Source organism: Acinetobacter sp. YH12231, from assembly GCF_013417755.1.
Taxonomy (GTDB): Bacteria; Pseudomonadota; Gammaproteobacteria; order Pseudomonadales; family Moraxellaceae; genus Acinetobacter; species Acinetobacter amyesii.
The window spans coordinates 96,496-120,526 of record NZ_VPDJ01000008.1; the positions used below are offsets into that span (position 1 = coordinate 96,496).

Sequence of the window (24,031 nt, forward strand, 5' to 3'; positions counted from 1 at the left end):
GTGGTGTTTTTTCATTTTTAATCTTTTGCCGATTCGTCTGGAGGGACTTCGGTAATACGACCACCACGCGCTAAGAACGCAGCAACTTCATCTTCAAGCGCCTGACGTTGTTTTAGTTTTGCAGTCACTGTTAATGTTTCAGCTTCAGAGGTGTCACCATCAGAGGCAGAATCAGCTGCGTCACCTGCACCTTTTTCAGCTGCTTGTGCTTCATCTTCATCAACTACTGAATCTTCTGGATCATCATAATCGTTCATATCAGTCATTGTGTTCTCCCCGCGAATGACTTCTGTTTGCCAGCGAATGGCTGGTTTTAAATTAACAGAAATTTAGCAATCTCTGAGCATTTCGACTAGTACCCACAATCAAAAAATCGTATCTTTTTTAATCAAAATCGTAACCTTGTTTATACGACTGTCTAAAAAATATCTGACTTTGACCTAAGCTGCGTAGATTGTATCTTTTAAAATACTCAGACCATTGGCTTGAGCCATAAATGCATCTTTAAGAACAGTCTGATTTTCCACTTGTTTTAAACCAAAGTTTCGCGCCCACACCACAGGAGAAAAAGTTGTAGTTTCTAACCAACCAATTGCGGACATACTATGCATCATGGCATCGTTTTGCCCTTTACGGCGGTGCTCATAGCGCTTCAAACTTTGTTCATGTGCCCACACACCCCGTTTTTTATCGGTCAAAAGCACATCGCAAAGTACTGCTGCATCTAAACAGCCAATATTCACGCCTTGTCCTGCAAGCGGATGAATCACATGGGCCGCATCTCCAATCAGCGCCAGACCATCATGAACGTATTGCTGTGCAGCTCGTGCCTTCAATGGAAATTTAGCACGTGGCGTTGCTTCTAAGACCTCGCCGAGCATGTGATGGCTTTCTCGAGTGAGCAACGCAGTAAATTCCACATCGGATAAAGCGACATATTCATCGGCATAATCATCTGGTAAGGTCCACACAATGGATTGCCAATAACCGCTTTCTTCTTTTTTCAGACTCGCCATCGGCAAAAATGCCAAAGGCCCAGTTTCTAAGAAAATTTGACGCGCTACATGCTGATGCGGTTGGGCGGTTTTAATTGCACAGCTCACACCCGCCTGTTTATAGTCCAAGACATCTAGATCGATGAAAGCTTGTTCTCGGACAAATGAGTTTGCACCATCTGCTCCAACCACCAGTTTTGTTTTGAGCTGGGTACCATCTGCGAGGTGAATGATCCATACACCAACGCCACGCTCAACTCGACTTACCTTGACTTGGGTTCGGTAGTCTTCGAGTTGTTCTAGCATTTTTTCTTGAATAGCTAAATTCAAAACACTTGGTTCAACCATTGAACCTAAAGCTTGCTCAACTGATGGCGTTTGCTCTGTAGCATGGCCAAAATTGATTTCGCCATAGCCATTTTTATTCCACACCTGCATGCCTGTATAAGGCTGCTGACGAGCAAGCTTTTCCCAAACACCCACGGTCTTGAGTAAATGAATAGTGGCTTGACTGAGCGCCAAAACTCGAGGATTCGCAATACTTTTGGTTTTTTCTGCATCCAATATAGGTGCCGCATCCAATACCGTAGCCTGCACACCGCCCTGCGCCAATAACAATGCCGTTAAACCACCGACCAAGCCACCGCCGACAATCACAGCATCCAGTACATCTGTTTGATTGAAACTCATGCTTTTAGCCCCATTGCATAATTCGCGACCAAAGGCTTGATCCCCGGAATGGTGTCAAAGGCAACTAATCCTGTATTGCGAATGAGTTTTAAAATTGGATTCTGGTTGCTAAAACCACGTACAACTGAATCACAGAATTTAATCACCCGCTGCTGATCGGTCAGGCGCGATTTTTCATAATCCAGCAACATAGCTGCATCACCCAAATCTGCACCTTGGGTACTTTGCTCTGTTAAATAACGGTGCAGTACATAGGCATCACGCATACATAAGTTAAAACCCTGACCCGCCACTGGATGAATGGTATGTGCAGCATTGCCCATCAGCACTACACGGCCGACAGCTTGTTTTTCTGCAAGCACTTGGGATAATGGGAAGCTGAAACGTTTACCCGTTTTTTGGAATTTACCTGCACGGTCGCCATAGGTTTCTTGTAAGGCATCTAAGAAGTGCTGATCATTTTCATCACCCATCCACTCGCCTTCAGTTCCTTTAGGAACAGGCCAAACCACTGAGCGGCGGTATTCACCCGGAAGTGGCAATAGCGCTAACGGGCCAAGTGGACTAAAGCGCTCGAAACCGACATGAGCATGCGGTTTAGAGGTTTGCACCGTAGTGACAATCGCCACTTGGTCATAGTCATGTTCTGATGCGCCAACGCCTAGGGCTTTGCGGCAGAATGAATCACGGCCATCTGCGGCAATCACGATTTTAGATTGTAGTTTGAGCTGTTCTTCAGCACGCTGTGCTTCTATATATGCAAAGTCTGCATCTTGCGTCAGTGAAGTCACTTGTACGCCATCAATTAATTCGATTAATGGTTGTTTTTTGACTTCTGTGAGCAACACACGACCGAGCCATGCATTTTCAATGACTTGTCCAAAGCTTTCGACTTTTTCTTGTTCTGCTTTTAGTCGTGCCTTACCAAAACTGCCTTGCTCTGTAATATTCACCTCTAAAATAGGCGTGGCATGTTCTTGCAAAGCATCCCACAGACCAAGTTCTTGATAAATCTGCACCGTACGGCGTGACAAGGCGCTGTTTCGCGCATCAAAACTAGAGTGATAAGGCGCAAGGTTTGCATCATCATAATTTGGGTATTTAATGGCTTCTAAAAGTTTTACGCCAATTTTGGCTTTGGCCAACATGAGTGCCAGACTTAAACCGACCATACCACCACCGACAATGATGACTTCTTGCTGCATGCTTACTTCCTTTTTTATCAAGTATTCGAATTTAGGAAATTCACTCGAAATACATATAATCTGTAATGGATTTTATCTTACATCAAGGGCATGATTTTTTATAATGAAATACAAATTTGTTGCGGGTATTTGCACTGAATAAATACAAAATAAATCATCTCTCGCCGTAAATATTCATCTCAAAAAATAGCGAATCACTTAAAATCACAATAAAAATGACTGAGCCGATTAAATTTCCGGCTCAACCACAGATCATTTTAATTTCAAGCATCAGCTTCCTCATTCAAATGATTCACATCGCCCTTCATAAAAAGTGCCTTGTTATTCTGCCTAACTGATGTTACGCAGTAACATCAGTAATTTAAATAAGGTGCTTAGGAAGTTAAGCATTAAAATACTGGATTAATTTCTGTAATCGAATTTCTGCATCTTGATTAAAAGCATTCGCCGCTTGGTGATACCAGCGCTTTGCTATCTTTAAGTCTAGATTTACACCATTACCCAGCTCATACATTAAACCAATTTTATAGGGGGCAATTGCACAGCCTTGTTTTGCCGATTGCTTGTACAAGTTCATAGCTAGATTATAATCTTGATCAAGAATTTCGCCCTTTTCATATATTTCAGCAAGGGCCGTTCTTGCGTTTATATTTCCCTTTTCCACTGACTGATTCAGTAGAGCTAAAGCGATATGAACCTCTGTTTTACATGGTTTTTTGAACAACAGCGCTGCTAACTTCAGCATCGCCGCATCATCCCCTTGATCAACCGCTTTTTGATACCATCCTTGTGCTGTTAAATCATTTTTTTCGACGCCGCATCCCATTTCATACATTTCACCCAATTTAATTTGGGCAGCAATATCCCCTCTTGATGCTAAACTTAAATAATCATCATAAGTACGCTGATTGTTATACTTAAACTTTATTTTCTTTACTGGATTATAATCACTATCAAAGATTTCAAAACCGACATAGATTTTAAAGAGTTCAATCAATAACAGCCGAACCAATTGAGTATGATAAATTAAATGATCCTTTTCGCTAAAATAATAATATTGATAATAGCTTTCCAAATCTTCATTGATCTCTTCTTTTAAACTGTTTAAATCAGTCATCCATTTTTTTTGAATTTTGCCATTTTCAACATATTCGTATAAATATCTTGTTGAAAAGTTTAACCATTCTTTTTCAAAATCTTGTATTTGCCCATCCATGTAAAGTTCATCTTCTTCCGCTTGAATGACACATCTAATTTCTGCACCCTCTTTATAAAGCGCATAGCTATAGCTTGAATTTGTGTCTGCAAAATCAAAGAATATCATCCATTTAATCGGTAACCCACTGCTCAGCAAGCTGCTCCATTTTTCAGGTTCAGTAAAAGCAAAATGCGCTAATCCGGCACTATTGATACAAACAACATGATCCGTCAGCCACTCTATATCTAATGCAGATTTTGAGTTTTCTTCAAAATAAACCAGCCAATCATTTACCAGTCTTTCTATATCCTGTTGATTGCCATTAAAGGGAATAACCACCCCAGCTTTTCTAACGCCCATAATTATGATTAAAATAAAAAATTTATACGATTAATTTTAAAAGACTTATATCTAATTTTTGTAAAAACTTAACATCAGAAAATCAACTACATTGCTAATTAACATTGTCTGTATGATTAGTATTTATATGACTGCTTGTAGATAAAAAAAGCCGATCATCTGACCGGCTTTTTTAATTACTATATTAACTTAAGCGGCTTTCGCTTTCGCCATCAGCGCTTCAATCTCTTCTACAGATTTCACCACTGCAGCGGTTAAAACACGTGGACCATTTTGAGTTGCTACAACATCATCTTCAATACGGATGCCAATCCCACGCCATTTTTCATCCACTGTTTCATCATCTGGCGCAATATAAAGACCTGGCTCAACAGTCACAACCATACCTTCTTCATAGGCACGCCATTCACCGTCTTGTTTGTAAGAACCGACGTCATGCACGTCCATACCGAGCCAGTGACCTGTTCCATGCATATAGAACTGGCGGTAACTTTCTTTTGCGATGATTTCGTTAATATCGCCCTGCATGATGCCAAGATCCAGCAAGCCTTGAACTAAAATACGCACTGCAACGTTATGCGGTTCTTTATAAGAGTTGCCGATACGCACAGCATCAATCGCCGCAATTTGCGAATCGAGGACAACATTATAAAGTGCTTTTTGTTCAGGGCTGAATTTACCGTTGACTGGGAAAGTACGGGTAATATCTGAGGCATATAGCTGATATTCACATGCGGCATCAATCAGTACCAAATCACCATCTTTTAATTCTTTATCATTTTCCACATAGTGCAGAATACAGCCATTTTCACCACCACCAACGATGCTGTTATAGGACGGTACACAACCATTTTGACCAAAGACATAATTCAGTTCTGCTTCTAGTGCATATTCCATCATGCCCGGTTTAACCGTTTGCATGGCGCGGGTATGCGCTTCTGCTGAAATATCCGAAGCAATCTGCATCAGTTCGAGTTCATCATCAGACTTATGCAAACGCATTTCATCGATAATGCGATCCAATTGAATGACTTGTGCAGGCGCACTTGCACCCTTACGTGATTCACCGCTTGCAGCTGCAATCCACTGCGCCACACGAGCATCAAAATTTGCTTGCTGCCCGATACGGTAAAATAATTTATCTTTATTTTGTAATTTTTCTAAAATTTCTTCGTCTAATAAATCGATAGCAAAGGCTTCATCCGCGTCATAGTCATCAATCGCGCCATCAATACCCGCACGGTAACCATTCCAAATTTCCATTTCACGGTCACGTTCACGGCAGAACAAACTATAGCTATAACCTTCTTCTTCGCTATCAAAGGTTTCAATCACTGCAACCGCTTCAGGTTCAGCAAAACCTGTTAAATAAAAGAAACTACTATCAGCACGGAATTTATAGTCGGCATCACGGTTTCGCATGGCTTCTTTGCTCGTGGCAATAATTGCGATGCTGCGTAAGCCCATTTCACCTGCAAGGATGTCACGACGTTCCTGAAAATCTGCTTGAGTTAATTTCTTCATGGATATGCTTCTTATACGTTTGGACTATGATTGATTTAATAGGATGATGAACTCCTTAGATAGAGTCCATCATCTATTAATTATTAATGCAAAAAGAATGCCTTAACTTGGACGGTGTGGAGTGAACATTTCAACCACATTGCCCGCTTGAGCCGATGAATTTTTAGCACTCAGTTGTAGCAACGGTGTTTCTGAAACATCTACTTTGGTACGTCCCATAGATAGGCTTACTGGGATTAAACGAACAAATTCGTATAATTCCTGATAGCTTTCTTCACCTTCTTCATCATCATCTGAATCTTCAAATTCTACTGAAGCGACATCTTGTAAATGCTCAATCAATTCTTGTTCATTGGTACGCAGATGTCCTGCCGCCAAACCAAAACCAAGAACCACACCTGCACACCAGTCTGCCAAGGCTTGCACACGCTCACCAAGTAAGTGATCATCATCTGGTAATAAAGGAAGATAGTCGAGTTCATCATCTGAAAGAGAATGAGCTACATCTTCTGCTTCTTCAGTTAACAATGCCAATGCATCTTCATCTAATTCAGCAACATCAAGCGTTGCTAAAATTTGTTGCCACTCTTCACGACTCGGTGGTTGTGACACACAAACTATACCTGTGAGTAAACCATGTAACTCACTTGGGCTTGAAATTTCTTCAATTTTAGAAAAATTGTGGGACCAATCTGACCAACCTGAAATATCGTCTTGCATTCGCTTATCCAATCTCTATACTTCGTATATATTACCTTTGTTTGCAAGACTGTGCGACTACGTTATGTTAGAAGAATTACAGCGTCTCCAAGCGCATATTAGCGTTTTAAAAACGCGACTGGCGCAATTTGAAAGCGAAAATGGTGCCTTACAAGATGAGAAAAACTCATCTAATGAGCAGCATCATGCTCAAATTGTACATAAGAACGGCATTATCACCTCGAAACAAGAAGAAATTGAAACACTGAATGAGCAATTAACTGATTCACGTGCTCAACTTCAACAGCTCAATACTGATGCAACTGCTTTGGCTGACCGATACAGCCGCCTCGAAAAAAGCTGTACTGATCTAAAAAATCGTTTTCAGGAAATTTTGGCAGAGCGTAATGAGTTACGTATCGTCAAAGAAAAAATGCAAAATGAACAACGTCATGCTCAGCAAGAAATTCAAGGTTTAAAGCAAGAACGTGAACGTCTGCTTCAAAAAAATGAACATGCCAAAGCCAAAGTTGAAGCGATTATTCAACGTTTAGCCATTTTAGGTACAGCTCAAGATCAACATGCACAAGAAATTCAACAATTGGCGCATCCGACTGAAAGCAATGAGGAAGTTTGATCATGAGTGAACAAATTGCAGTTGATTTAAAAGTTCTAGGTCATAGTTTCCGTTTAGCAACGACCTCTGACCAACAAGCAGATTTAGAACGTGCAGCGCAGCTGCTGAATGACAAATACGATGAATTTCGTCGTAAAGCGCCACGTATGGAACCAAGCAAGTTGGTCATTATGGTCGCACTTGAGTTAATGCAAGAAGTCCTGTCGATGAATAAGAGTTTGCAAGAATATGCAAACTGCGAACTTTTGTTGCAAAATATTTTGGAACAAGTGGAAGAATTGACTGATTAATCGGTGGTTTAGTGATTATACTTTGCCCGATTGCTTCATTTTAAACACTTTGTCAGCGTTTGGTGATTTGCCAATAACGCTGAATTCGTTATACTGAGTACATCTCTGAGGTGTTCGCCAGCTAGGTCTAATCCCCTGCCGATACTTAAACTTATGGATGTGTTCTGTATATTCTGAGCGTATGCCCTCCTCGTGTGGGAAACCCAGCGAGTGTACGTCGCGTCCACCTTGAACTCATCGGGTTCAGGGTCACGACATTTGCAGCGGCATCTTCGGAGTGTTTATCTTCCAAGTCATTAAATGAATTTTCAGCATTCAACTCAATTCAAAAATATTCTAAAAAATTCACTATTCTATTTCTGCGCTATTCGACTCCTGTTCTTTTCTTAAAAACTGATGTTACGCACATAAAAGTAATTTCGCATTTTTAAAATAATTTTAAGCCTATTCGACGGAGTCTTACATCTAAGGATTAAATAAAGAGATTAGCCTTCGGCTGGAGATACTTTTGTTTCGGCAAAAGTACCCAAAACCATTGTCATCCGCAAAACTCGTTCACTACCGCCAAATTATTCAAAGCATCACAAAAACATTTTTGATTAGAAGTAGTCCTGTCTTAAACACTTGCGGATGACGTTACCGCGTATCGTTGTTTTATTTGAAGCAAATTGCGCTTTGATGTTACTGCGTAACATCAGTTAAAAATTTTTATTCAAGTTTGTTCACCTTCAAAAGCTGATTTAATCCGCCTTATTCAATTTTTGAGTTGTTCCAATTTAGCTTGCTGCCCATCTAAAAATCGATCCATTTCGGGAAGTATTTGGCGTAAATATTGAATAGATGAAATAGCTTCATCCACGTTCACGACGCCTTTTTCAACCAATCTGTATTGCTGCTCGAGTAAAGCGAGTACTTGATTTTGATTCGGCTGCTGTCCCTGACTCATCTGTGTGTTTATTTGCTGAAATTGTTGATATACCTGTTCACGTTGCTGTAATAGCTCAGAGTGCGTTTCTCTGTCGAGTATTGATTGTTTGGAATTAGAACTTGAATGCTGCAATACATTTTCTGTAGTTCGCTCAGAACGTGTTTCAGACACTTTTTGTTGATCTAACGGTAGCTGTTCATGAACCTCCTGCTGCTTTGGTTTTAATAACTGAATCATCAACAATAAAATCAAGCCAACCACTAACCCAATAACAATCCATTTCTTATACATGATTCAATCTCTAAATGTTTTTCAATTAAAAATTCAGAGCCGATTTGACTCTGATTTTTCCATTTTCTTTTGATTTAAACTGTTTTACTGACTGCCCCATCCTGCTGGTGCATAACCTAAACGAACACGCTGTGGGTGATTGCCAACTGGAACTGTGATGACTTTTTCACCTGTTGCAAAATCAATCACGGTTACTGCATCTGTGGCACTTTCAGAAATGACACAACGCTTACCATCTGGACTTTGCGTTGCCCAATACGGTTTGCCTGCAGCAATCAATTTCGCCGCGGTCAAAGTTTTACGATCGACGATGGTGGCATAATCATCCATCGTTCCTGCAACACATAGTTTTTCACCATCTCCACTGATTGAAAGCCCATGATGACGTGAGTCATTTACCCATTTCGTGCGATCAGAGGGAATAGTTGTACTTCCCGGAAGCTGTGCAATGCGCGTGACTTTGTCTTGATTGAGATCATATTCGACCAGACCATTAAAAAATGAGACCTGAGCATAGATTTTGGATTCATCTTTACTAAATACAATCGGTCGAACTGAGTTAGACAGGTCTTTACGGCCAAAGGCATCCAATGCAGGTCGAAAATCAATTTTTTTCAAGACTTTAAAATTATTAGCATCGGCAATGGTGATATAGCGTTTGCCTTTAGTGAAATCCTGCCACGCTGCATCCATTGAGGTTTCCACATTACCTATGGCTGAGTTAAGAATTTTTGTGCCACCATCAAAGTAAATATTTTCATGTGGCTTATCTCCTGTGGCAAAGCGCCCGAGCTCCTTGCCTGTGTTGATATCGAGTATATGTACGACATTTCCTGAAGACGCTGATACTGCAACCTGTTGCCCATCAGGGGATACTGCCATATGGTCTGCTCGAAATCCCTCAACGGGTGTGCGCCAATTAATTTTCCCTGTTGCTATGTTAATCGAGACTACATCTGCAAAACTTGGGCGTGATGCAACTACCGATTTGCCATCTGGTGTGGAATACATGTCATCGACCAATTGATCATTTCCCTCTCCTGCCGTATTACGAATATAGCTATAAGCGATTAATTTTACTGGGTTGAGGTAAATTTCAGTGAGGCGTTGTTTTTTGTCGGGCACCATATTGATGACACCAACTTTCTGATAGTTTTTTGCAGGATTGATCACTGTAACCGTACCATCCCAATTATTGCCGACAAAAAAGACTTGCTGGCTATTGGGTGGAACGGGTGCAGTGGTTGTCGCTGCGAAAATAAGTGGCGACACCGTAACTGTCATACAAAGAAGTGTCCTGATCCAGAGATTTTTTTCCATTTTTATTGTCCATTCATTTGTTTTTATGCATACCTTTTGACCAAAGCCATCAGATAAGTGTCGCTTTTTTAGCGCAAAGAAAGCTTATTAAATATACAAGTGTAGATATAGCGTATTTGTTTTAATTCCGATGAGTTGTTGATTAAAGGCGCACAAACCTGCCACTAAAGGCTTCTTCAATAATGTAATACTCTATCTCTGCTCCATTCCACCACTTTTCTTTGCTTCAAATATTTCATTCAAATCTTTTCAATTTCAAAAGCTTATTTAAGAGTTGTCCCAGTTTGGCTTGCTATCTATCCAAAAAAACAATCCAGAATACATTTGCAAGACTCAAGCAGAACTATGAAAAATCAGTTGCCTTAGCTTACATATTTATTTGGCTGTCATTATGAAATATCAACAGAACCTAAATTCAACACGATTTTAAGGCCATAAAAAAACCCAGCTTTCGCTGGGCTTTTTTTCGAATCAGTTCAATGCTTAGTGAGCAGCGAATTGGTTCATTGTGTTTTTCGCATCGTCACCCGCTTTAAGCGCGTTGTCACCAGCGAAGATTTCTTTGTGGTCGTCACCGATGTCAGAACCAGCCATTGCTTGGTGTTTAACACAAGAAATCGTACCGCGGATTTCTTTACGTTGAACGCCAGCTACATAAGCAAGCATACCTTGGTCGCCGAAGTAACCTTGAGCAAGCTCGTGAGTAGAAAGAGCAGCTGTATGGTAAGTCGGAAGTGTGATCAAGTGATGGAACACGCCCGCTTCACGAGAAGCATCAGCTTGGAACGTACGAACTTTTTCGTCAGCTTCAGCAGCTAATTCAGAGTTATCGTATTCAGCGCTCATTAGTTTAGCACGGTCGTAAGCAGAAACGTCTTTACCTTCAGCAACCCAACGGTCGTAAGCTTGTTGACGGAAGTTTAAAGTCCAGTTGAATGAAGGCGAGTTGTTATAAACAAGTTTCGCATTTGGAACTGTTTCTTTAACACGGTTAACCATGTGAGCGATTTCTTCAACGTTTGGAGTCGCAGTTTCGATCCAAAGAAGGTCAGCACCATTTTGAAGGCTAGATACACAGTCAAGTACAACGCGGTCAATTTGCGTGTCTGGACGGAACTGGTACAAGCCAGAAGCAAGACGTTTTGGACGGTGAAGTTTACCGTTACGCTTGATTAGGATTTCGTCTTCTTGAGCTTCTGAAATGTCAATTTCAGTTGTGTCTAAGTAGCTGATGTATTGAGAAGCGATGTCGCCTGGCTCTTTAACCACTGGGATTTTTTGAGTCAAGTCAGCGCCTTCAGAGTCAGTACGAGCAACGATGATACCGTCATCAAGACCCATTTCTAAGAATGCATAGCGAAGAGCGTGGATTTTCGCGATGAAGTCTTCGTGTGGAACTGTAACTTTACCAGCTTGGTGACCACATTGTTTAGCGTCAGATACTTGGTTTTCGATTTGAAGTGCACAAGCACCCGCTTCGATCATTTTCTTAGCTAGTAAGTAAGTCGCTTCTTCGTTACCGAAACCAGCGTCGATGTCAGCAATAATTGGCACAACGTGAGTTTGGAAACCGTCGATTTGAGCAGTGATTTCAGCAGCTTTAGCAGTATCACCAGCTTCGTTTGCTTTTTTAAGCGCACGGAACAAGTCGTTTAATTCTTTCGCGTCAGCTTGACGTAGGAAAGTGTAGATTTCTTCGATCAATGCAGGTACTGAAGTTTTTTCGTGCATAGATTGGTCAGGAAGTGGACCGAATTCTGAACGAAGAGCTGCAACCATCCAACCTGAAAGGTAGATATAGCGACGTTCAGTTGTACCGAAGTATTTTTTGTTCGCAATCATTTTTTGTTGTGCGATGAAACCGTGCCAGCAACCTAATGATTGAGTGTATTTGCTAGAATCAGCATCATAAGCAGCCATATCACGACGCATAATAGCAGCTGTATATTTCGCAATGTCTAAACCAGTTTTGAAACGGTTTTGCATTTGCATACGTGCAGCATCTTCTGGGCTAATATCGCGCCAAGTGCTTCCGAATTTTGCTTTTAATTCACGGATTGCATCAATCGCTGTTAAGTATGTAGACATGATATGTTCCTGTAATAATATTAGGATTTTTCTGCAACGTAAGGCTAAAATCATACCCTCGAATGATTGTTCAGATTTAGAACATTTCGTTGCGATAGACACAGAGTAGATTGACTAAAAAAATTAATCCAATATTCTGCATTAATTTTCAGTATTTATTTAAAAAATATGTAGATTAAAGTCGTATTATAATAATTAACCAATATTTTTAAGTATTTGTATTTAAATTATTTTATTAATAAATTTGGCTGATTTTTTGTCTATTTTACAAACACTCTGATGAATTATTCTTCATTAGACTTAAGTCGACTGAGCATTCACTTTTAAAAAAAACAGCATTTTTTACGCCTTTTTTGCCCAAACTTACCAAACTAAATGCATGATTATTCCGTCCTCAAATGATCATGTAAATGAGATATTTCATCTTACTTTTGAGTTTTATGAACATCACTTCGCATAATCAAAATTGCTCCGTATTTTTATATATTTATTTAAAAATATCATTCTAAACAGGTAATAAGTGTTTAAGAAATATGTGCTGTCGCTTCAGCAAATTTGTCTTAAAACTGCCGAATTTTAGTACAATAGTACACGTCATTTTTTCATCCATTTTTTACACAAGCCTTAGTAGTTATGGCATAATCAGATAAATTTCATGATTTTATTGTCGGTATTTATTTTATGAATCTGGAGCGGGTCGATCTCAATCTATTAATTTATCTTGATGTACTACTTCGTGAAAAAAATGTGACTCGTGCTGCCGAGCAACTGGGTGTAACTCAGCCTGCGATGAGTAATATTTTACGTCGTTTACGCAACTTATTTAATGATCCACTTCTTATTCGTTCTTCAGAAGGTATGACACCTACAGAACGTGCGCTTGAATTACAGCCACGTATCCGTGATGCTCTCTCTGACCTTTCGATGATTTTGGAACCCCGTACCGAGTTCCGACCTTACACTTCAAATCGTGTCTTCCGCATCATGACGTCAGATTATGCTGAAGCAACACTAGTGCCGCGCCTAGTAAAAGCTTTGCGCTCAGAAGCACCCAATGTGGTTCTGGATTTTTTAACGCCTAGTGATGTGTCTTATCGAGATATGGAACAAGGTAAAGTCGACTTGGCGATTAACCGCTTTAATGAAATTCCGCAAAGTTTCCACCAAGTTTTGGTCTGGCGTGACAGTTTTTCATGCCTTTTAAATGCCAAGCACCCTGCTGCAAATAATTTAAACCTGAAAAGCTATCTAGATGCACAACACATTTGGGTATCTAAAACAGGTATGGGTGTCGGTTTTGGTGTCAATCCTGAAAAACAAGCGGGTCTAGGTTGGATTGATCAAGCCTTAGAACGTATTGGCCAAAAACGTAAAATTTCAGTTTTCACCCGTCATTATCAAATGCCAGGCTTATTGGCCTCGAATGTTGACTTGGTTGCGACTCTGCCAAGCCGTATTGCTCGCCTTCAAGCCAAAAGTCAAAACCTGTTACTTCGCGATCCACCATTCTATATTCCTGAATTTGAATTAAAAATGGCGTGGTGTCCTTTACTTCATCATCACCCTGCTCATCGCTGGTTGCGTCAACTTATTTTGTATGTTGCACGTCAAATGATTGAAGAAGAAAACCGCGAATACTTAATGAATAACTCTCAGTTTTCACAGTATCAGTAATTAGTTCTTTAATTCCTTATTAATTCAAACGTATACTGTCACTATATAGGTAGTAGTTAAGACTACTACCTTGCCCATTTTTGTGTTAGAAATACAGAAAAATAGAATGAATCACAAACAGGTGTATTCGTGAGCCTTTTCCAAAATATTGTCATTATTATTCTCCTGATCGTCGGTGCGGGTTTTCTATCCTTAACAGAAATTGCCCTTGCGGGTGCACGAAAAGTAAAGCTTAAAATTTTGGCTGAATCTGGAGATTCACGTGCACAACGTGTGCTTGACTTACAAGCCAACTCAGCAGACTTTTTCGCCGCATCACAAATTGGCTTAAATGCCGTGGCAATTCTTGGCGGTATTTTGGGTGAAGGTGCATTTCGTCCTTATTTCATAACCTTAGTGACCCGTTTTTATCAGGGCCCGTGGACTGAAACCATAGGATTCACCCTGTCGTTTACTTTAGTCACCTCCTTATTCATTCTATTTGCTGATTTGATGCCAAAACGTTTGGCGATGATCGCACCTGAAAAAATCGCCGTTGCTGTTGTAGACCCGATTCAAATCTTCATTAAAGTGTGTAAACCAATGGCATGGGTGATTAATGCCATTGCCAATTTGTTGTTTCGTTTATTCAAAGTGAATACAACACGTGATGACAATATTACCTTTGACGATATTTCAGCCGTGATGGATGCCGGTGCTCAAGCTGGTGTACTACAAAAGCAAGAACACCACTTTATTGAAAACGTATTTGAACTGGAAGAACGTAATGTCCCTTCAAGTATGACTACACGTGAAAATGTGGTGTACTTTACCCTAAAAGAATCAGAAGCCAGTATTCGTCAAAAACTCGCAGAATTTCCGTATTCGAAGTTTTTGGTCTGTAGTGAAAATATTGATGACGTGATTGGTTATGTAGATGCCAAAGATATTTTGGTTCGTATCTTGAACAATCAGTCACTTTTACAACTCAACGAAAATACCATTCGTAATGTCCTCACGATTCCAGATACTTTAACACTGTCCGAATTACTCGATCGTTTCCGTTCAACCAAAGAAAAATTTGCCGTAGTAATTAACGAATATGCGTTGGTTGTCGGCGTTATTACCCTCTCCGACATTATGATTACCGTGATGGGCGACTGGGTAACACCGATTGAAGCAGAACAACAAATTATTAAACGTGATGCGGATTCTTGGCTTATCGATGGCAGTACACCAATCGAAGATTTAAAGCATGCCCTCGCTTTAGATGAAATGCCCGATGAAGAAAACTATGAAACCCTTGCGGGCTTTATGATGTTTAAACTGCGTAAAATTCCACGTCCAGCGGACTTTGTCACCTATCATGGCTACAAATTTGAAGTTGTGGATGTAGACCACTTTAAAATTGACCAATTATTAGTGACCCGCTTACAACAGGCTGAAACTGAACTAGATACACCAGAAGAATCGGATTAATTCGATTCTTTTTTTTCTAAAACAATAAAATATAAATACGATGGAATACGAAGATGTCTTTTTCACTTAAAGCGATTTTGACTTGCTTTAGTTTTTATACTGGGGCTTATCTGATCTATTATTTTTTTAAAGCTCATCCACAACCTTTATTTCTATTGCTCGGTGTTACACTGATCGCCACTGCGTGGTTTTTAACGCCTTATCCTTATGAACGTGGCAGACAACAATATGACGAAACCATGCGTTTTGGTCTGTTTTTTTATAATCCCTTAATATTTTGGTTCCGATTTTTTAGTTGGCCGATTCGGACGCTACTGTCTATTTTTGCATAAGCGTACTTGTTGTGATCAAACTGTATCTGCACAGCACTTACAGTTCTCTACTGATGTTGAATATATGTAAACAGACCACATTTTTTGAATAAAAATTAAAATAAATCGAAAAATCTCCCTTCCTTAATACCTTCATTATTAATGACTATTTTTCATTAAAATAGTGATGTATTTCACATTTTCTCACCTTTGTTTTGACTGATGAAATTTATCTTTATGCTCTGCCCTTGGATTTAAAAACAGCTTTATATTTCAAAGGAATGAACCATGTTAAACGTACTCGGTTTGGGCATGATCTTGTGCTTTATGTATTTGATCATGTCGAAACGCTTAAGCCCACTTGTTGCACTGACTTTAATTCCCCTACTTTTTGCCTTGATTGCGTGGTTACTTGGTTTTTATTTTGACAGCTTGTCACACATACAAATAAATGAAATTGGCGACATGATGATTGAAGGTGTAAAAAACTTGCACCGACTGGCATCATGCTGCTTTTTGCGATTCTGTATTTTGCCATCATGATTGATACAGGTTTGTTCGACCCTTAGGTGAAATTTATTTTAAAAATGGTCAAAGGTGATCCCTTAAAAGTCGTTCTTGGAACCATTACCCTGACGTTAATTGTCTCTTTGGATGGAGATGGTTCTACAACATATATGATCTGTGTTGCTGCCATGCTGCCACTCTATAAGCGCTTAGGTATGAGCCCATTGATTATGGCATGTTTGATTATGCTCTCTAGCGGCATTATGAACCTTACGCCATGGGGTGGGCCTACAGCCCGCGCCGCCAGCGCACTTCATGTCGACCCAAGTGATGTATTTGTCCCGATGGTTTTACCGATGTTATTTGCCATCGGCTGGTTGTACTTCTTAGGAACGATGTATGGTCGCATGGAAAGAAAGCGTCTAGGAATTGTCCAATTGGATATCAGCCATGGTGAAAACATTCAAATCTCAGATAATCCAGAAGCCAACCGCGCAGATCTACGTTGGTTTAATGCACTGTTAACCGTCGTTCTGATGATTTGTCTGGTTTTTAGTATTTTACCTATGCCTATTTTATTCATGGTGGCTTTATGTATTGCGCTAGTCGTCAACTACAAAAATGTCGACTTGCAGAAAAAGTTAATCGCACATCATGCAGGTAGTGCTTTAAACGTGGTCGGCATCATTTTTGCTGCAGGTATTTTTACCGGAATTTTAGCTGGAACAGGCATGGTAGAAGCCATGTCCAAACAACTTGTGGCAATTATCCCTGAAAGTATGGGTCCCTATTTAGCACCGATTACCGCTGTCATCAGTATGCCGATGACTTTCTTTATGTCGAATGATGCTTTCTATTTTGGGGTTTTGCCAATTCTTTCAGATGCAGCAGCTCATTATGGAATTGCACCTGTAGAAATGGCACGTGCCTCCATCGTAGGGCAACCTGTACACCTACTCTCTCCACTTGTCCCTTCGACCTATTTACTCTGTGGACTTGCGGGTATCGAGTTTGGACAACATCAGAAATTTACCATTATCTGGGCTGTAATCACGTGTTTTGTCATGTTAGCAGCAGGTCTGATCTTTGGAATGTTTCCCTTTTATTCGAGCTTAACTTAAAATTTTAAAGATAAAAAAGCACCATCAGGTGCTTTTTTATGCTTAACAATACTGAACTAGCCAGTGTTTTACACTCACAGGTTCATTTGTAGTGATTAATGCTTTGAAATTAATGCTTCTAGAACTGCTTCATAATGAATACGAATGTCATCTTCTAAAATTTTATAAACATTGTCGAATTGAACCATTGGCCAGCCTTCTTTCCAAAATGGAAAAATGTTATGGAGGTCATGAGTCACCGTTGCGTCTTCACGTACAATCGCTTGTGCAACTTGCGACAATACTTGTGCAGTTTCAGCACCATCAATCGCTAAATAATCGATACCACGAACTTTCAAAATACGGATACGGTCTTTTTTGTAGCGGATTTTTTTACTTTGGCCTTCATTTAAGCCTAAAGCTAAAGTCACAGCTTCAACAAATTTATCTTCAAATGCTTGATTTAATTTTACCAAAGCTTGTTTGTGTGCTTCTTGACGACCAGCTTTTCCCCCACTACGAATCACTTCATTTGCTTCAGTATTTAAAACATCTGATTTCATCGACTGAAGAATGTCTAGAATTTCGATATCGCTTAATGTTTCAGGAGAATGATCAGTCATAAACTGCCTATAAAAACTTAATATTCAATAAATATGTATTTTCGCATAAAAGAAGGATGAAAACTGCGACCTTCACTATAGAAATTGTGATTTCTCTTATAATGTTCAGATATACAACATGATTTAGAAAAAAATTCTGTCAAAAATATCGAAATCAACTATATTACTTTCACGCTTTAATACTAACGTCACAATATGGCTCAAAAGAAACAGGCTGCGCTTTACCTTCAACAACTGAAACAGCAATATCCAGCAGCCTTTAAACATAATTATTTATTTTATAGCCAACTGAAAACTCAAGGCATTTTAGACGAACTCAAAGAACTTATTCCTTGGGTTTTGGCGGCGATGATTTTTATTTCTTTGAGCATGAGTATTGGACATGCAGTGCAACTGTATTTTCCAGAAATGAGTGAGTTTCGCGCTCATGGTATTGCTGTACTAAGTATTATGCTGTTTTTCATGCTGGTTGTGCCCTTAGTCATCAAGCAAATCAAGCACAGTTCAATGTCCCTGTATCAAAGTTTGAAAAATACGCCGTTCAGACTTGCGATCGTGATTTTATTACAATTACTCAATATCGCCTTTTTACAAAGCACCTTTGTTCAATCTGTATTGTTCTTTTTCGCCATGAGTTTCGGCTTTGTGCGTTTTTATAAAGAAAATCTTTTCAAAGGCGGAAGTAACACCCAAGAATACTATTTTCTGCAAGAGACACGTCGTATTGCATATTGGTCGTATAAACAAATGCTTAAAGCAAAATTACGTTTGTCGCTCAGTAATCCGAATCAGGCAAATCATAAACAGTTATCTGAGCGCTTTACCCTGTTCCAAAATTTGCACATACAAATGCTGCATCAGGAAAATCAGCTATGTAAAAAGCTAAAGCACCAAAATGTTGAACATTATCTTGATGAGTTAATGAAATAAGCTGGCATTGATATAGTGCAAAAAACTTTAAATCACTGCTCAAAAAGTCATTCAATACATCGCTATTTTTGAATATTTTCAACTTATATGCATGAATTGATTGATTTTAAAACAAACACCATCAAATACTCTTGCCAAGCTTCATTTCGTCCTCTATTATTGCGCACATGCCCGAGTGGTGAAATCGGTAGACACAGGGGATTTAAAATCCCCCGCCCACAAAGCGTGCCAGTTCGAGTCTGGCCTCGGGCACCATTCTTATACTTCTAAGATTGGTGCAATAAAAGATCCAGCAATTTGCTGGTTTTTTTATGCCTAAAATTTAGAAATCTATTATTATTCGATGCCGACACCTTCAGATTTTAATCTCCCCGCACTACAACTCAAGCATCCCGATGCCTTTTATCAACGGCTGCTGTTTGCACATTTTAAAATTATCAATCTCACACCCACTGCACCTGTTTTAATCTTTAGCTTTTGCCTGATACTTTCTATCCCCCTTAGCAGCGCTGTACTTGGTCATATGCTTTCAACGGCACTTTCAATACACGACCCCAAAATGGCGTTTAATCTTGGTATATTGATTATTCTTCCTTTGATCTATTGCTATGTCTGGTATGCACATTATCAAGCACGTTTTAGCAGCAAGTCCGCAGTTCAACGCCTGCAAATACAACTATATCTCCTTGGCGGATTAACACTTCTCCTTGCTATAAACTTTAAGTATCTACAAACAGATGTATTAAACCTCATCAGTCTCAGTGGACTTTTTTTCAGTCTGTTTTTATGTGTATTTACTGAATTACTTTATAAACCTGAAAGCAGCGCCATTGAACGAGTAAAACTACAAAAGCTTCGCCAACTGGCATTTTGGTCTTATCAACAATCTTTAAAACAAAAAGAACATCAATCGTATTTCTACGCCCTACACTTACAAGCCATGCAAGAAGAACAAAAATTATCAGCATCGATCAAATCATCCTTTAAAGATTTTTTAGACAATGCTCAATGACTTTTTTAAATCCCTAAACACAAAAAAGCCCTGTCACTACAGGGCTTTTTTTAAAGTTCAATTACCATTCTCGATTAGCAACCAACTCTTCCATTTCAATATCCATATGGCCTTCATCTTGCAGCACCATCATCATGGCTTCTGCAATATAATCTGTAGCCGTATCATCCAAAGACGAATCTAAATCTTCAAATTGAGGTTTCATCTTATTGAGCTGTGCAACCGTTTCATTGGCAAAATGGTAGATATCAGTTGAACTTAAATCTGCTTTTGCAATTTTCTTCGCAAATTGAACAACCAATAACTTCACCTCTGCAACCAACACATCTGGGTAATATTCATCATCAAACATGGGTAGCAGTAAATCTGCAAACATACGAAACTCTATCACAAAATATTCAGGGCGCTTATATAACACAAATACTACAATTCACCAAATTTATTGGGATTCAGTATTTTCAAATCAGACTGCATTCTGCATGGCTTGCCAAACACGTATCGCATCTACCGTTGCTTTGACATCATGTGCGCGAACCATACATGCACCTTGTTGAATGCTGAGTAGATGCGCTGCAACCGAGCCTACAGCGCGATTTTGTGCATCTGCACCACCAAGTGCCTCACCGATAAAACGCTTACGAGATAATGCCGACAGGATCGGATAGCCCATGTCATTCAATTGATAGAATTGCTGTAAAAGCTTTAAGTTTTGCTGTGCATTTTTAGCAAAACCAAAACCTGGATCAATCATAATGTTTTCTGCACGCACACCGGCGTCTAATGCATCTTGCACACGTTGCTTTAATTCATCGATGACGTCAGCCACGACATCTTGATACTGATCTAGATTATTCATCGTGGTGGGTTCGCCGCGCATATGCATAATGATCACTGGAATGTCCAGTTTTGCAGCGGTTTCTAAGGCATTCGGCCGAGTTAATGCACGTACATCATTCCAGATATGCGCACCTGCCTGAACCGCTACCTCAATCACCTCAGGTTGTGAGGTATCGATAGAAATCACTACATTGTGTTTAGATAAGGCTTCAACGACGGGTACGACCCGTCGAATTTCTTCTTCAACCTCAACAACAGATGCACCCGGACGTGTTGACTCACCACCGACATCAATCACTGTCGCACCATCCGCAATCATTTGTAAGGCATGTGCTATAGCTTGGTCTTTACCATTGTGTTTGCCACCATCACTAAAAGAGTCCGGTGTGACATTTAAAATTCCCATCACATGTGGCTCTGACAAATCTAATTGCAAATTACCACAGTTTAAAATTTTATTCGGCAAAGACACCAACTTCATATTACACATCCCAGATTTTGCTATGCTTATTTTAACGCTAAGTTTGCTCAGCATTTCGCTCACATGCATTTATTTTCATATAAAAAAACCACCCGAAGGTGGTTTTAAATTTTTATGCTTTTGGCAATGACGGTAATGGTGGTGGAACATCTGGACCATCCGTTGGTGTGACATCAATCACTGGATTTTCAGCGATGTACACTTTTGGTGGTTGTGGTTCACGACCTTCCATAATGTCACGGATTTGATCACGATCAATGGTTTCCCATTCAAGTAATGCTTTCACCATGGCATGCGCAATATCCTTGTTATTTTCAAGAATGTCGCGAGCAACTTTATATTGTTCATCTAAAATACGGCGAACTTCACGGTCAACTTCAAGCTGCGTTGCTTCGGAAATCACACGACTTCCTAAACCACCCATGAATGACTGCTGTGAGTCATCTTCGTAAACCATGACGCCCATTTTATCGGACATACCGTATTTAGTGACCATTGCACGTGCCATTTTCGTTGCACGCTCAAAGTCATTTGAAGCACCAGTCGACATTTGGTTAATGAAGACTTCTTCTGCAATACGACCACCAAACAAAATTGAAAGTTCATTCAACATTTTGTCTTTGTAATGGCTAGTTTGGTCATGTTCAGGCAACTGCCAAGTAACACCCAGTGCCCAACCACGCGGCATGATTGTCACTTTATGTACTGGGTCTGTACCCGGCAAAATTTCAGCAACAATCGCATGACCCGCTTCATGATAAGCCGTCGCACGACGTTCTTCTTCACGAATCACCATCGATTTACGTTCAGGACCCATGTAAAGCTTGTCTTTTGCATCTTCAAAGTCATGCATATCGACCGTGTTCTTGTTACGACGTGCAGCAAACAGTGCTGCTTCGTTTACAAGGTTAGCCAACTGAGCACCTGAGAAGCCCGGTGTACCACGTGCCAAGACTTTAACATCTACACCAGTCACAGAAGGTAATTTTTTCAAATGTACATTCAGGATTTGCTCACGACCTTTAATATCCGGTAGAGATACCATCACTTGACGGTCAAAACGACCTGGACGAAGTAAAGCTTTATCCAATACGTCAGCACGGTTTGTTGCAGCAATAACGATAATACCTTCGTTGCCTTCAAAGCCATCCATTTCAACCAACATTTGGTTTAATGTTTGCTCACGCTCATCATTACCACCACCTGTACCTGAACCACGGTGACGACCAACGGCATCGATCTCATCGATGAAAATGATACATGGCGCATGACGCTTTGCTTGTTCAAACATGTCACGGACACGAGACGCACCCACACCCACGAACATTTCAACAAAGTCAGAACCCGAAATACTAAAGAACGGTACTTTCGCTTCACCCGCAATCGCTTTAGCAAGTAAAGTTTTACCCGTACCCGGAGGACCAACCATGAGCACGCCTTTCGGAATGCTTGCACCAAGTCGCTTGAACTTAGATGGATCTTTTAGGAAGTCAACGATTTCAACAACTTCTTGTTTAGCTTCATCACAGCCCGCAACATCAGTAAATGTCACTTTGATTTGGTCTTCAGACAGCATTTTTGCTTTTGACTTACCAAAACTCATTGGGCCATTCTTACCACCAGCTCCACCACCCATGTTGCGCATAAAGAACATGAATAACAGAATGATTAAAAGAACAGGGAAACTTGCAATCAGAAGTTGCATCAAAATACTTTGACGCTGTGGCGCTGTACCTTCAACAACAACATTGTTCTTGATCAGGTTCGGCATAAGTTCAGGATCTTGAACCGCAGGACGGATACTTTCAAACTCAGAACCGTTTGATTTTTCGCCACGAATTCTTTCGCCATCAATGGTGACTTGTTTAATCTGACCCGCATTTACGGCTGCCACGAACTCAGAATAGTTCATCGCGGTCGGTTGATTGCGGTCACTGACGTTGCTGAAGATTAAAACCAGCACGCCTAGGATAACCAGCCACAACACGGCATTCTTAAAAAGATCGCTCAAAGCTTTATTCCCATTTCTATCTAATTCGTTCAATCCCATTTACATGGGTGACTCTAATACTTACGCTGCAGAGTAGCTTCGCAATAATTTAAAAACGTACAAAATGCACAATTTTTAACGAGTTGGCAAGTAAACTTTACTTGAAAGCTTTCTTACGTCCCTGCCCGATTAAAAACACTTCTTTAGATCGAGCACGTGAAGCCGCCGGTTTTGCTGTTTTCAGCACATCAAATGTGTCTACAACTTGCTTACGGTATTCATCAAATCCAACACCTTGGAACACTTTAACAACAAACTGTCCATTTGGTCCAAGAACCTTTTGAGCAAAGTCGATTGCTAATTCACAAAGATAGATCTGACGCGGTTGATCTACAGCCTTATTACCTGATGTATTGGGGGCCATATCTGAAATTACAACGTCTACAGTACGTCCATCTAAAATTTTTAACAATTCATCGAACACTTCTTGTTCACGAAAGTCACCTTGCAAGAAGGTCACATCGGGTAAAGCATCCATGGGTAAAATATCAGAAGCAATGACCAAACCTTTGTCGCCAACAAGTTTACCGGCAATTTGCGACCAACTACCTGGTGCAGCACCTAAGTCGACAACGGTCATGCCTGGCTTGATCAATTTGTATTTTTCTTGAATTTCAAGCAATTTATAAGCGGCACGCGCACGATATCCTTCCTTTTGTGCTTTTTTCACAAAGGGGTCATCAAGATGCTCACGCATCCAGTCACGACTACTTTTGGATAATTTCTGGTTAGTAATGCGGGTAGCCATAACTCTCTAAATAAAAAAAACTTCTCAGTCTTGATTGTACGTGAAATTCAGCACTTTTGCAGTAGACATGTGTAT

At 40.1% G+C, this 24,031-nt stretch carries 21 protein-coding genes, 1 tRNA gene, 1 other RNA gene and 2 pseudogenes; 11 read left to right on the forward strand and 14 right to left on the reverse strand.

All coding sequences use genetic code 11. The features are described from left to right. Positions 1-17: 17 nt before the first annotated feature. From FTV11_RS06070 to FTV11_RS06095, 6 genes are all read right to left on the reverse strand, one after another. The gene (locus FTV11_RS06070; protein ID WP_078189169.1) at positions 18-266 is read right to left on the reverse strand and encodes a hypothetical protein; all 249 of its coding nucleotides are present in this window, start codon (positions 264-266) and stop codon (positions 18-20) included. 174 nt (positions 267-440) lie between these two features. Then, a complete protein-coding gene (locus tag FTV11_RS06075) occupies positions 441-1,685 on the reverse strand; it encodes an FAD-dependent monooxygenase (RefSeq protein ID WP_180008938.1) in 1,245 nt (414 codons plus the stop codon). Continuing rightward, the gene (gene ubiH, locus FTV11_RS06080; protein WP_180008936.1) at positions 1,682-2,890 is read right to left on the reverse strand and encodes a 2-octaprenyl-6-methoxyphenyl hydroxylase; all 1,209 of its coding nucleotides are present in this window, start codon (positions 2,888-2,890) and stop codon (positions 1,682-1,684) included. The genes FTV11_RS06075 and ubiH overlap by 4 nt, the downstream gene beginning before the upstream one ends. A 382-nt stretch (positions 2,891-3,272) precedes the next feature. Continuing rightward, on the reverse strand, positions 3,273-4,448 hold the full coding sequence (locus FTV11_RS06085; protein ID WP_180026968.1) for a tetratricopeptide repeat protein: 1,176 nt from the start codon (positions 4,446-4,448) through the stop codon (positions 3,273-3,275). Between the two features lie 189 nt (positions 4,449-4,637). Beyond that, on the reverse strand, positions 4,638-5,972 hold the full coding sequence (gene pepP / locus FTV11_RS06090) for a Xaa-Pro aminopeptidase (protein ID WP_180073589.1): 1,335 nt from the start codon (positions 5,970-5,972) through the stop codon (positions 4,638-4,640). Positions 5,973-6,074: 102 nt separating this feature from the next. Next, the gene (locus tag FTV11_RS06095) at positions 6,075-6,692 is read right to left on the reverse strand and encodes a UPF0149 family protein (protein WP_168378081.1); all 618 of its coding nucleotides are present in this window, start codon (positions 6,690-6,692) and stop codon (positions 6,075-6,077) included. A 64-nt stretch (positions 6,693-6,756) separates the two neighbouring features. On the opposite strand from FTV11_RS06095, the gene FTV11_RS06100 reads away from it, so the two are divergent. The 3 genes from FTV11_RS06100 (at position 6,757) to ssrS (ending at position 7,880) form a co-directional block, all read left to right on the forward strand. Then, entirely contained in the window at positions 6,757-7,308 is a 552-nt protein-coding gene (locus FTV11_RS06100; RefSeq protein ID WP_078189180.1) for a hypothetical protein, read from the forward strand. 2 nt (positions 7,309-7,310) lie between these two features. Further along, a complete protein-coding gene (locus FTV11_RS06105; protein ID WP_180073590.1) occupies positions 7,311-7,598 on the forward strand; it encodes a cell division protein ZapA in 288 nt (95 codons plus the stop codon). A gap of 99 nt (positions 7,599-7,697) precedes the next feature. Further along, positions 7,698-7,880, forward strand: a non-coding RNA gene (gene ssrS / locus FTV11_RS06110) — 6S RNA. 472 nt (positions 7,881-8,352) lie between these two features. Here ssrS and FTV11_RS06115 read toward each other — a convergent pair. Then, on the reverse strand, positions 8,353-8,817 hold the full coding sequence (locus FTV11_RS06115; RefSeq protein WP_180048739.1) for a hypothetical protein: 465 nt from the start codon (positions 8,815-8,817) through the stop codon (positions 8,353-8,355). A gap of 84 nt (positions 8,818-8,901) precedes the next feature. Continuing rightward, positions 8,902-10,101: a YncE family protein gene (locus FTV11_RS06120; RefSeq protein WP_257223193.1), complete on the reverse strand. Its 1,200-nt coding sequence runs from the start codon at positions 10,099-10,101 to the stop codon at positions 8,902-8,904. A 329-nt stretch (positions 10,102-10,430) separates the two neighbouring features. Between FTV11_RS06120 and FTV11_RS17305 the strand changes: the two are divergent. Next, positions 10,431-10,532, forward strand: a pseudogene (locus tag FTV11_RS17305) (IS5/IS1182 family transposase); the annotation flags it as partial. Between the two features lie 88 nt (positions 10,533-10,620). Here FTV11_RS17305 and FTV11_RS06125 read toward each other — a convergent pair. Beyond that, the gene (locus FTV11_RS06125; RefSeq protein WP_168378085.1) at positions 10,621-12,225 is read right to left on the reverse strand and encodes an isocitrate lyase; all 1,605 of its coding nucleotides are present in this window, start codon (positions 12,223-12,225) and stop codon (positions 10,621-10,623) included. A gap of 681 nt (positions 12,226-12,906) precedes the next feature. On the opposite strand from FTV11_RS06125, the gene FTV11_RS06130 reads away from it, so the two are divergent. The 4 genes and pseudogenes from FTV11_RS06130 (at position 12,907) to FTV11_RS06145 (ending at position 17,296) form a co-directional block, all read left to right on the forward strand. After that, complete coding sequence (locus FTV11_RS06130; RefSeq protein WP_078191331.1) at positions 12,907-13,899, forward strand: LysR family transcriptional regulator; 993 nt, start codon at positions 12,907-12,909, stop codon at positions 13,897-13,899. A gap of 129 nt (positions 13,900-14,028) precedes the next feature. Continuing rightward, positions 14,029-15,357 (forward strand): hemolysin family protein, encoded by a 1,329-nt coding sequence (locus FTV11_RS06135; RefSeq protein ID WP_078191332.1) that lies wholly within the window; start codon positions 14,029-14,031, stop codon positions 15,355-15,357. Positions 15,358-15,410: 53 nt separating this feature from the next. Then, positions 15,411-15,689 carry a hypothetical protein gene (locus FTV11_RS06140; RefSeq protein ID WP_180026970.1) on the forward strand — a complete coding sequence of 93 codons (279 nt, stop codon included), beginning with the start codon at positions 15,411-15,413 and terminating at the stop codon, positions 15,687-15,689. Positions 15,690-15,956: 267 nt separating this feature from the next. After that, positions 15,957-17,296 (forward strand): annotated as a pseudogene (locus FTV11_RS06145) (CitMHS family transporter). Between the two features lie 95 nt (positions 17,297-17,391). On the opposite strand, the gene FTV11_RS06150 reads toward FTV11_RS06145, so the two are convergent. Then, positions 17,392-17,898: a hypothetical protein gene (locus FTV11_RS06150; RefSeq protein ID WP_078191335.1), complete on the reverse strand. Its 507-nt coding sequence runs from the start codon at positions 17,896-17,898 to the stop codon at positions 17,392-17,394. A gap of 195 nt (positions 17,899-18,093) precedes the next feature. On the opposite strand from FTV11_RS06150, the gene FTV11_RS06155 reads away from it, so the two are divergent. From FTV11_RS06155 to FTV11_RS06165, 3 genes are all read left to right on the forward strand, one after another. Next, positions 18,094-18,828 (forward strand): hypothetical protein, encoded by a 735-nt coding sequence (locus FTV11_RS06155; protein WP_180005427.1) that lies wholly within the window; start codon positions 18,094-18,096, stop codon positions 18,826-18,828. A gap of 169 nt (positions 18,829-18,997) precedes the next feature. Next, positions 18,998-19,083: transfer RNA gene (locus FTV11_RS06160), tRNA-Leu, on the forward strand. 304 nt (positions 19,084-19,387) lie between these two features. Next, a complete protein-coding gene (locus FTV11_RS06165) occupies positions 19,388-19,840 on the forward strand; it encodes a hypothetical protein (protein ID WP_180073591.1) in 453 nt (150 codons plus the stop codon). Positions 19,841-19,901: 61 nt separating this feature from the next. Here FTV11_RS06165 and FTV11_RS06170 read toward each other — a convergent pair whose 3' ends face one another. The 4 genes from FTV11_RS06170 to rlmE form a co-directional block, all read right to left on the reverse strand. Next, positions 19,902-20,216, reverse strand: a complete 315-nt coding sequence (locus FTV11_RS06170) for a DUF5713 family protein (RefSeq protein WP_180073592.1) — start codon at positions 20,214-20,216, stop codon at positions 19,902-19,904. Between the two features lie 87 nt (positions 20,217-20,303). After that, on the reverse strand, positions 20,304-21,158 hold the full coding sequence (gene folP, locus FTV11_RS06175; protein ID WP_218949917.1) for a dihydropteroate synthase: 855 nt from the start codon (positions 21,156-21,158) through the stop codon (positions 20,304-20,306). Between the two features lie 112 nt (positions 21,159-21,270). Further along, complete coding sequence (gene ftsH / locus FTV11_RS06180) at positions 21,271-23,169, reverse strand: ATP-dependent zinc metalloprotease FtsH (RefSeq protein WP_078191443.1); 1,899 nt, start codon at positions 23,167-23,169, stop codon at positions 21,271-21,273. Between the two features lie 136 nt (positions 23,170-23,305). Further along, a complete protein-coding gene (gene rlmE, locus FTV11_RS06185; protein ID WP_078192159.1) occupies positions 23,306-23,956 on the reverse strand; it encodes a 23S rRNA (uridine(2552)-2'-O)-methyltransferase RlmE in 651 nt (216 codons plus the stop codon). Positions 23,957-24,031 lie beyond the last annotated feature (75 nt).

Excerpts from the sequence above, each read along its gene's own strand:
- FTV11_RS06150 (WP_078191335.1), bottom strand. The coding sequence starts at position 17,898 with ATGACTGATCATTCTCCTGAAACATTAAGCGATATCGAAATTCTAGAC.
- FTV11_RS06115 (WP_180048739.1), bottom strand. The coding sequence starts at position 8,817 with ATGTATAAGAAATGGATTGTTATTGGGTTAGTGGTTGGCTTGATTTTA.
- FTV11_RS06140 (WP_180026970.1), top strand. The coding sequence starts at position 15,411 with ATGTCTTTTTCACTTAAAGCGATTTTGACTTGCTTTAGTTTTTATACT.
- FTV11_RS06075 (WP_180008938.1), bottom strand. The coding sequence starts at position 1,685 with ATGAGTTTCAATCAAACAGATGTACTGGATGCTGTGATTGTCGGCGGT.
- FTV11_RS06170 (WP_180073592.1), bottom strand. The coding sequence starts at position 20,216 with ATGTTTGCAGATTTACTGCTACCCATGTTTGATGATGAATATTACCCA.
- FTV11_RS06120 (WP_257223193.1), bottom strand. The coding sequence starts at position 10,101 with ATGACAGTTACGGTGTCGCCACTTATTTTCGCAGCGACAACCACTGCA.
- rlmE (WP_078192159.1), bottom strand. The coding sequence starts at position 23,956 with ATGGCTACCCGCATTACTAACCAGAAATTATCCAAAAGTAGTCGTGAC.
- FTV11_RS06085 (WP_180026968.1), bottom strand. The coding sequence starts at position 4,448 with ATGGGCGTTAGAAAAGCTGGGGTGGTTATTCCCTTTAATGGCAATCAA.
- FTV11_RS06105 (WP_180073590.1), top strand. The coding sequence starts at position 7,311 with ATGAGTGAACAAATTGCAGTTGATTTAAAAGTTCTAGGTCATAGTTTC.
- folP (WP_218949917.1), bottom strand. The coding sequence starts at position 21,158 with ATGAAGTTGGTGTCTTTGCCGAATAAAATTTTAAACTGTGGTAATTTG.
- FTV11_RS06155 (WP_180005427.1), top strand. The coding sequence starts at position 18,094 with ATGGCTCAAAAGAAACAGGCTGCGCTTTACCTTCAACAACTGAAACAG.
- FTV11_RS06130 (WP_078191331.1), top strand. The coding sequence starts at position 12,907 with ATGAATCTGGAGCGGGTCGATCTCAATCTATTAATTTATCTTGATGTA.
- pepP (WP_180073589.1), bottom strand. The coding sequence starts at position 5,972 with ATGAAGAAATTAACTCAAGCAGATTTTCAGGAACGTCGTGACATCCTT.
- FTV11_RS06125 (WP_168378085.1), bottom strand. The coding sequence starts at position 12,225 with ATGTCTACATACTTAACAGCGATTGATGCAATCCGTGAATTAAAAGCA.
- ubiH (WP_180008936.1), bottom strand. The coding sequence starts at position 2,890 with ATGCAGCAAGAAGTCATCATTGTCGGTGGTGGTATGGTCGGTTTAAGT.
- FTV11_RS06165 (WP_180073591.1), top strand. The coding sequence starts at position 19,388 with ATGGCGTTTAATCTTGGTATATTGATTATTCTTCCTTTGATCTATTGC.
- FTV11_RS06095 (WP_168378081.1), bottom strand. The coding sequence starts at position 6,692 with ATGCAAGACGATATTTCAGGTTGGTCAGATTGGTCCCACAATTTTTCT.
- FTV11_RS06100 (WP_078189180.1), top strand. The coding sequence starts at position 6,757 with ATGTTAGAAGAATTACAGCGTCTCCAAGCGCATATTAGCGTTTTAAAA.
- FTV11_RS06070 (WP_078189169.1), bottom strand. The coding sequence starts at position 266 with ATGACTGATATGAACGATTATGATGATCCAGAAGATTCAGTAGTTGAT.